Consider the following 7339-nt stretch of genomic DNA (forward strand, 5'->3'; position numbering starts at 1 on the left):
GGTTTAAAAAATTACTTCAAAATATCATTAATATTTGGATATTCCGAGATTTTCCGGAACTCAAAACGGTTGCTGTTTTGCAAATCTGAGATGAACAAATCCAATTCCCGAACCGAATCATCGTCCTGAAGATATTGGTCGTGCGTCAGAAAAACCAAATGTCGGGAAGTCTTTTCCAGATCGTTGAAGAAGATGCTGTCCACACGTTTTGTCATTTCCTTGTGAGTGCCTTTCAGTTTCATCGCGTTCGTTGGTTTCCATTCCAAATCCCAGCCAACCAAAACATAGCCGGCTTGTTGTAATTCGTCTGCTGCTAATTTTGAAGTTTTGATGTCGGTATTATTGATGTTTGCAGTTCTCCAGATGTTTCGTCCGGGTGTTCTGGCGTATTTATTTTTGAATTTCAGGCTGTCTCTTGCTCTGTCAAAATCGTGAATTACATTTTCGGGTTTTTTGTAGAATTCAGAATATCGGTTCAAAGCGTGCGTGTAGCTGTGATTGGCAATCTCAACCAGCTTGTCATTTTCCAGTTCTTTCAATTCTTTTGATTGGGTTTTGCTGTCGTACGAGTGTTTTCCAACAACAAAAGCTGTGATGGGAATTTGATATTTGTTTGTGATTTTCAAAAGGTTGCTTGTTCCTCTGTTTGGTCCATCATCGAAGGTTAAATAGATATAACGCTTATTCGGGTCGTCGGGAACGTCGGGTTTTGCTGAAATAACTTTTGCTGAGTTGGGGACGATTTTTTCTGAATTGATGTCTTTTGAAAGTTGTGCCTGTTCTTTTTCTGATTTTTTGGTACAGGATTTCAAAAAAAATACTGCTGTAGTGATGATGGCAGCAGTCCCAAGAAAAACCAACAGATTTGATTTTTCCGCAAAAGTTTTTTTCATTGTAGATAATGGAATTTAAAGTTGTTAAAAAATGTTAATTAAGTTAAAACTTAGAATCAAATTTGATGCCGATGATTATTTTTATTTTAATTATAATTAAATTAATTATTGTTGATAATCAATTGTTTATGGTTTTTAGTGTTTTTATTTTTAAATAGAAGTAATGTGTTAAAATTTCATCACCGAAATCGCAGCCCGACTTGAACGGAAATCCTTTTTTGCGTGTACTTCGTGTTCAATTTAACTGAAACCGTGAGCAAAAAAGATTGGGAGTGGAAGGCGGATAAAGCTGCCCAAATATTGATATTGCTGCGTTTCTTGATGTACATCAACGTCTGTTCTCTGTTTAAGGTCTTATTTTTGCTGCACTAAAAAAGTTTAATCAAAATAATTTTCTATGAAAAAATTAACCGTATTGGCATTTGCAGGAGCAGCCTTAATGTTCACTGCTTGTAATGACAAAAAAGAAACTGTGAAAGATGCGCAAGAAGTAGCGGCGAAAACCGGAGACGCTTACAAAGTGGATTTGGCAACGTCCAACGTGAACTGGAAAGCTTTCCACAAAGGTGGTTTCGCACCAAGATGGGGAACTTTGAACTTGAAATCTGGTGAGTTGACAGTTGCGGACAACGCAGTGACTTCTGGAGATTTCGTAATCGATATGACGACTTTGAAAGTGGACCCAGCGTCCGTGACCGAAGCTGACAAGAAACCGGCTGACCTGGAAGCACACTTGAAAAATGAAGATTTTTTCAACGTGACCAAAAATCCAACTTCTGACTTCAAAATCACTTCTGTGGCGGATTTGGCGGGTGAACTTCCAAAAGATGCTGTAGCAGGTTCTAACAAAACAGTAAGCGGAAACTTGACTTTGCTAGGAAAAACTTTGAACGTTTCTTTCCCAGCAAAAGTAACTGTCACTGAAGGTAAAGCGGCTGTAGAAGCTAAATTTACTGTGAACAGAACAGATTGGGGAATCAAATTCGGGACTGATGAAACGGACCCAGCGGAATGGATGATCAGCAAAGACATTGAAATTGGCATCAGCGTAAATGCTGCTAAATAATAGATTTTAAAAGTGAAAAGGAGAATACTGTTTCGAAAGAGACAGTCTTTTTTTATTTAACGAAATAAAAGAACCGACCCTTTAGGAGCCGGCTCAGTAGATAAAGACATCTCATTTTTTTAGTTAAACAACAATAAAAAAGGATAGCTGACGATGCTATCCTTTGATTTTTATATCAAATTTAGTTTGAATGATTCTGATTGAAAATAAGTAAGTTTTCATAACGATTTCCTTAATCTTATAATGTAAATTTAGAAAGAAAAACAATACGAAATGTAAACTGAATGTTAAAGTTTCGTAGTTATCCACATTTTTTTGTGGATAAGTCTATTATATTTAATCATTTGGAGCTTCAATAGGAAAATTTTCGTTTTCGTACTCTTCAATCAAATTGGCTAGTGCTTCCAGTTCATCACCATCTTTTGTGTCTGGTTTTGCATCGAAAATATCTTCAAGCCTTTGCAAAGCTTGATTGTAATCTTGTTCGGTTTTGATTGATTGTAGATTCATTATTTTTGAGAACATATTATTTTTCAAAAGGAATATTCTTGTCTTTGCAATATTTTTCAATCTCAGAATCATTTGAAAAGTATTTATCACAAAATTCATTAAGTTCTTTTTCTGCACCTGAAATATATTTTTCGCTGGCAGTTAAAAGTTTTTCTGTCTGTTCAATAAAATTTTCAAATTCTTTATTCATTTTGCAAAGTTTATCAATTGTTTTGAAATCTAAATCTCTAAAAACAGCAGGAAAAATAATTTTACTTTGATAAGGATTTGCATTTAATTCAATAATTCCAATTCCGAAAGATTGATTAAGTCTAGCCATTTCTTCGTATAAACTATCGCTAAATTCAAAAGCAACCAGAAAGCCGTAATTTGCCCAACTTGAATTGGAAACTGCTTGGAAATAAGCTTTTTTAAGTTCGCTATCACTGTTTATTTCTCTCTTCAATTCGTATGAACTTAATTTAAAAGTATCAACACGATTGATAGATTTTAGAAAATTCTGACTGACTTTGGTTTGTAAATTCAAGAACTTAATTCCAACCATATCTGGATGTGTCCAAATTTGATTGCTATCTTTTCCATTAGATTGTTCGTGGAAAATTGTTTTAGAAAAGGTTTCGGTATTTTTTAAATAACTACTAAGAAGTTTATGCAAATCTCTTTCTTCATAAACTTTTGTCTTCAATATTTTTGGTTCAACTGTATTTGAAATATCAACTTCATTTTCATCATTTAAAATTTCAATTCCAATTTGTTGTTCATTTTTAGTTAAATAATAATGATAAATACCATTAGATTTTTTTATTCTTTTTATTCTGGAATCTCCATCTCTTATAAAGTCTCCCAATTGTGCAGAAACTGTAGAAGCGGGTGTTTTTCCTTTCAAAAATTCGTAATAGTTTTTTTCAACAATATGATTGTAAACTTCTACATTATATACTGGAACTATTAAATCTTCTAAACTTTTTAGAATAGCTTCTTTTACGGTCATAATTATATTTGGTTATTAGTTTTTGATAAATCTATTTACAATTTCTCCGCAATATACTTCGCCGTAGCAGACTCTTTAACCTTAACCAAGTCCTCCGGCGTTCCTGCAAAAACAACTTCGCCACCGTATTTTCCGGCATTTGGACCGATGTCGATGATGTAATCTGCTACTTTAATGATATCCGGCTGATGCTCAATTACAACAACCGAATGTCCTAATTCTATCAATGCCTGAAGCGATTTCAATAATTTCTTGATGTCGTGGAAATGCAATCCTGTCGAAGGTTCATCAAAGACGAAAAGCGTTTTGTCGGTCGTCACACCTTTCACAAGGAATGATGCCAACTTCACCCTCTGCGCCTCACCGCCGGAAAGGGTAGAAGAGGATTGGCCGAGTTGTAGGTAACCCAAACCAACGTCCTGCAAAGGTTTTATTTTGGTCGCAATTTTTTCTTCGTGGTTTTCTGAGAAGAATTCCAAAGCCTCATCAACCGTCATATGAAGGATGTCCGAGATGTTCTTTTCGTCGTATTTGATTTCAAGGATTTCTTTCTTGAAACGTGTACCGTGGCAATGCTCACATTCTAGCTCGATGTCTGCCATAAACTGCATTGAAACTGTGATAACACCGTCGCCTTTACATTCGTCGCAACGTCCGCCATCCACATTGAAGGAGAAATGTTTCGGTTTCAAACCTTGAACTTTCGCGGATTTTTGTTTCGCAAAAAGGTCACGAATGTCGTCGTAGGCTTTCAAGTAAGTCACTGGATTGGAACGGGACGATTTTCCAATCGGATTTTGGTCAATTAATTCGATATTTTGAATCAATTTTGAAGGGAATTCCACAGAATCATAATCCGCTTTTTTTCCACCCATTCCGAGTTGGATTTGAATCGCGTTCGTCATCACTTCCTTCATCAAAGTTGATTTTCCACTTCCGGAAACACCTGTGATGACAGTCAAGCATTCCAATGGAACATTCACGTCAATGTTCTTCAGATTGTTTTGACGAGCGCCTTTTATTGCGATATATTCTTTAGTTTTTCTACGCTTTTTAGGCACTTCGATTTCCATTTCGCCACTCAGATATTTTGCAGTCAGCGTATCGGATTTCATCATCTCGTCATAGCTTCCGTTGAAAACCAAATCACCACCGAGATAACCAGCTTCCGGACCAATATCAATGATGTGGTCGGCTGCTTTCATCACGTCTTCATCGTGTTCTACAACAATTACGGTATTTCCTAAGTCTCGAAGCTGTTTCAAAACGCCAATCAGATTTTCTGTGTCTCTTGAATGTAAACCAATACTTGGCTCATCCAAAATATAAATCGAACCTACCAATGAACTTCCCAAACTGGTTGCCAGATTAATTCTCTGACTTTCTCCACCTGAAAGTGTGTTCGAAGTTCTGTTTAAGGTTAAATAGCCCAGACCAACTTTCGTCAAAAACTCCAGTCGGGTTTCGATTTCGTAGGTCAATCGTTTGGCGATTTCTCTGTCGTGCTCGTTGAGTTTTAAAGTTTTGATTAAGGGGAGAAATTCATCCAAAGGCAATTCGATGAACGACTGAATATTGTGTCCGTCGATTTTTACCCAACTCGTTTCTTCTCTTAATCTTAAGCCTTCGCAAGTCGGACAAAGTGTTTTCCCACGGTAGCGCGAAAGCATTACGCGGTACTGGATTTTATAAAGATTTTCCTCCAGCATTTTGAAAAAGTTATCGATGCTCGGAAAGGTTTTCGTTTTGTCGCCTCTCCAAAGTAACTGTTTCTGTTCTTTGGTCAATTGGTGGTAAGGCTTATGAATAGGGAAGTCTTTGTTCTTTTTGATGAAATCCTTTTTCCATTCGCTCATACTTTCGCCACGCCAAGACGCGACTGCATCCTCGTGAAGCGATAGATTTTTGTTCGGAATCACCAGGTCTTCATCAATTCCAATCACTTTTCCGTAACCTTCACAAGTCGGGCAAGCGCCGTAAGGATTGTTGAAACTGAAATAATGAACAGTCGGCTCATTGAAAACAATGCCGTCCAATTCAAATTTATTCGAGAAATCCCTTACTTTTTCTGTGTCTGTATTTTTCAGAGAACAGTAGCCGTGACCTTCGTAGAAAGCCATTTGGATAGAATCCGCCAATCTCTGAAGGAAACTCTCATCTTCCTCATAACTGAATCTGTCTATGACCAAATTAATCTTCATCTCTTTCTCAGGCACAAATCCGAAACTTTCCAAATCCTCAATTCCAGCAACATTTCCATTGACTTCCAATCTTGTGAAACCGGAAACTTTCAAGGTTTTCAATTGTTCCGCAAAATCTTCAGCATCAAATGCCAAAGGAGCCAAAAGCAAGAATGTCGAATCTTTCTTTGAATTTTTAATGAAATCTATCACATCCGTCACGCTGTCTTTCTTCACTTCTTCGCCGGAAATCGGGGAATAAGTTCTGCCGACGCGCGCAAAGAACAATTTCATATAATCGTAGATCTCTGTAGAAGTTCCAACCGTAGAGCGCGGATTGGAAGAGATCACCTTTTGCTGAATCGCAATCGACGGCGCCAAACCTTTGATATCATCAATTTTTGGTTTTTCTAATTTCCCCAAAAACTGACGCGCATAGGAACTCAAACTTTCCACATAACGCCTCTGTCCTTCGGCATAAATGGTGTCGAAAGCTAGTGAAGATTTTCCACTTCCCGAGACGCCTGTGATCACAATCAGTTTGTTCTTCGGGATGAGAACATCTATGTGTTTCAGGTTGTTAAGGTGCGCGTTTTTAACGAAAAGAAATTTCTTGATATCGATGTCGGTTGTTGTAGCCATAGTAAAAATGAGACCCACAAAATTACGGAAAATTAAATCGAATTGGAATATGAATTTGGATTAATTAATGGTGTGGTTTTTATCGCAAAGTCGCAAATTGGAATTGAATTTAAATGTGTTTTAAGTCGCAAAAAGATCAAGTTTCTTTTTGTTGTAACACCAAATTTTTTTCGGTTTAAATCGTTAAACATGCCTAATCCATTTGCAAATTTTAAATTCCAATAAATGGGAATATTTGGAATTGATGAACATACTGTTAATAAAAATAGAAATTGATGTTGATTAACAGGTCGCTCCTACGAAGCTTTGATTGTTACCTATTTTTGTTTTCTATTAACAGGTTATCCCTACGGGATTTCAAATTACGATAAGTAGAGGTTAATATTTTGTTGAAGCCCTAACGTTTTCAAATTAACATCATTATATTATGAATCCGTTTGTAAAATTTCATTTTCAATACATATGAAGATTTGGATGTGCAGATTCCCGATTGATTAGTTCCGTAGGAACGTTCTGTTAATAGAAATTGATTTGTAATTTGAGAAGAACTCCGTAGGAGTGGCCTGTTACTAAATATTAATTCACAGTTCGCTCCTACGAAGCTTTGATTGCTGGCATTTTCTATTTTCTATTAACAGGTTATCCCTACGGGATTTTAAATTTGTGAATAAGCAGAGGATAATATTTTATTGAACGTATGTCAATTTCCAGATTAAAATCATTAAACATTCTAAATCCGCTTCTGGCAAGGCGACACCATGTATTTTAAATTCCCAAAGGGGTGGTTCCGAAGGGGGGGAGGGGTGGTTCCGAACCGGGGGTTACCTGGTTCTGAAATGGTCTAGGGTGGTTATGCAAGTGGTTGCAGCTGGTTCCGAAGCACCCAAGACCACTTGACCAACCGGATAAGGGTGGTTCCGAACCGGGGGTTACCTGGTTCTGAAATGGTTGAAGGTGGTTATGCAAGTGGTCGCAGCCGGTTCCGAAGCACCCAAGACCACTTAACCAACCGGCTAAAGGTGGTTCCGAACCGGGGTATACCTGGTTCTGAAATGGT

General features: G+C 37.2%; 5 protein-coding genes. 1 reads left to right on the forward strand and 4 read right to left on the reverse strand.

Annotation, left to right across the window (positions count from 1 at the left end):
* Positions 1-11: 11 nt before the first annotated feature.
* Positions 12-893 (reverse strand): polysaccharide deacetylase family protein, encoded by an 882-nt coding sequence (locus AXA65_RS07945; RefSeq protein ID WP_063969585.1) that lies wholly within the window; start codon positions 891-893, stop codon positions 12-14.
* Positions 894-1290: 397 nt separating this feature from the next.
* On the opposite strand from AXA65_RS07945, the gene AXA65_RS07950 reads away from it, so the two are divergent.
* Entirely contained in the window at positions 1291-1959 is a 669-nt protein-coding gene (locus AXA65_RS07950; protein WP_063969586.1) for a YceI family protein, read from the forward strand.
* Between the two features lie 336 nt (positions 1960-2295).
* Here AXA65_RS07950 and AXA65_RS07955 read toward each other — a convergent pair whose 3' ends face one another.
* Genes AXA65_RS07955 through uvrA form a run of 3 tightly spaced genes read right to left on the reverse strand, consistent with a single transcriptional unit; the run spans position 2296 to position 6282 of the window.
* The gene (locus tag AXA65_RS07955) at positions 2296-2469 is read right to left on the reverse strand and encodes a transcriptional regulator (protein ID WP_086048126.1); all 174 of its coding nucleotides are present in this window, start codon (positions 2467-2469) and stop codon (positions 2296-2298) included.
* Between the two features lie 16 nt (positions 2470-2485).
* Complete coding sequence (locus tag AXA65_RS07960; RefSeq protein WP_063969587.1) at positions 2486-3460, reverse strand: hypothetical protein; 975 nt, start codon at positions 3458-3460, stop codon at positions 2486-2488.
* A 35-nt stretch (positions 3461-3495) separates the two neighbouring features.
* Positions 3496-6282, reverse strand: a complete 2787-nt coding sequence (gene uvrA, locus AXA65_RS07965; protein ID WP_063969588.1) for an excinuclease ABC subunit UvrA — start codon at positions 6280-6282, stop codon at positions 3496-3498.
* Between the last annotated feature and the right edge of the window lie 1057 nt (positions 6283-7339).

The organism is Chryseobacterium sp. FP211-J200 (genome assembly GCF_001643375.1).
Classification (GTDB): domain Bacteria; phylum Bacteroidota; class Bacteroidia; order Flavobacteriales; family Weeksellaceae; genus Epilithonimonas; species Epilithonimonas ginsengisoli.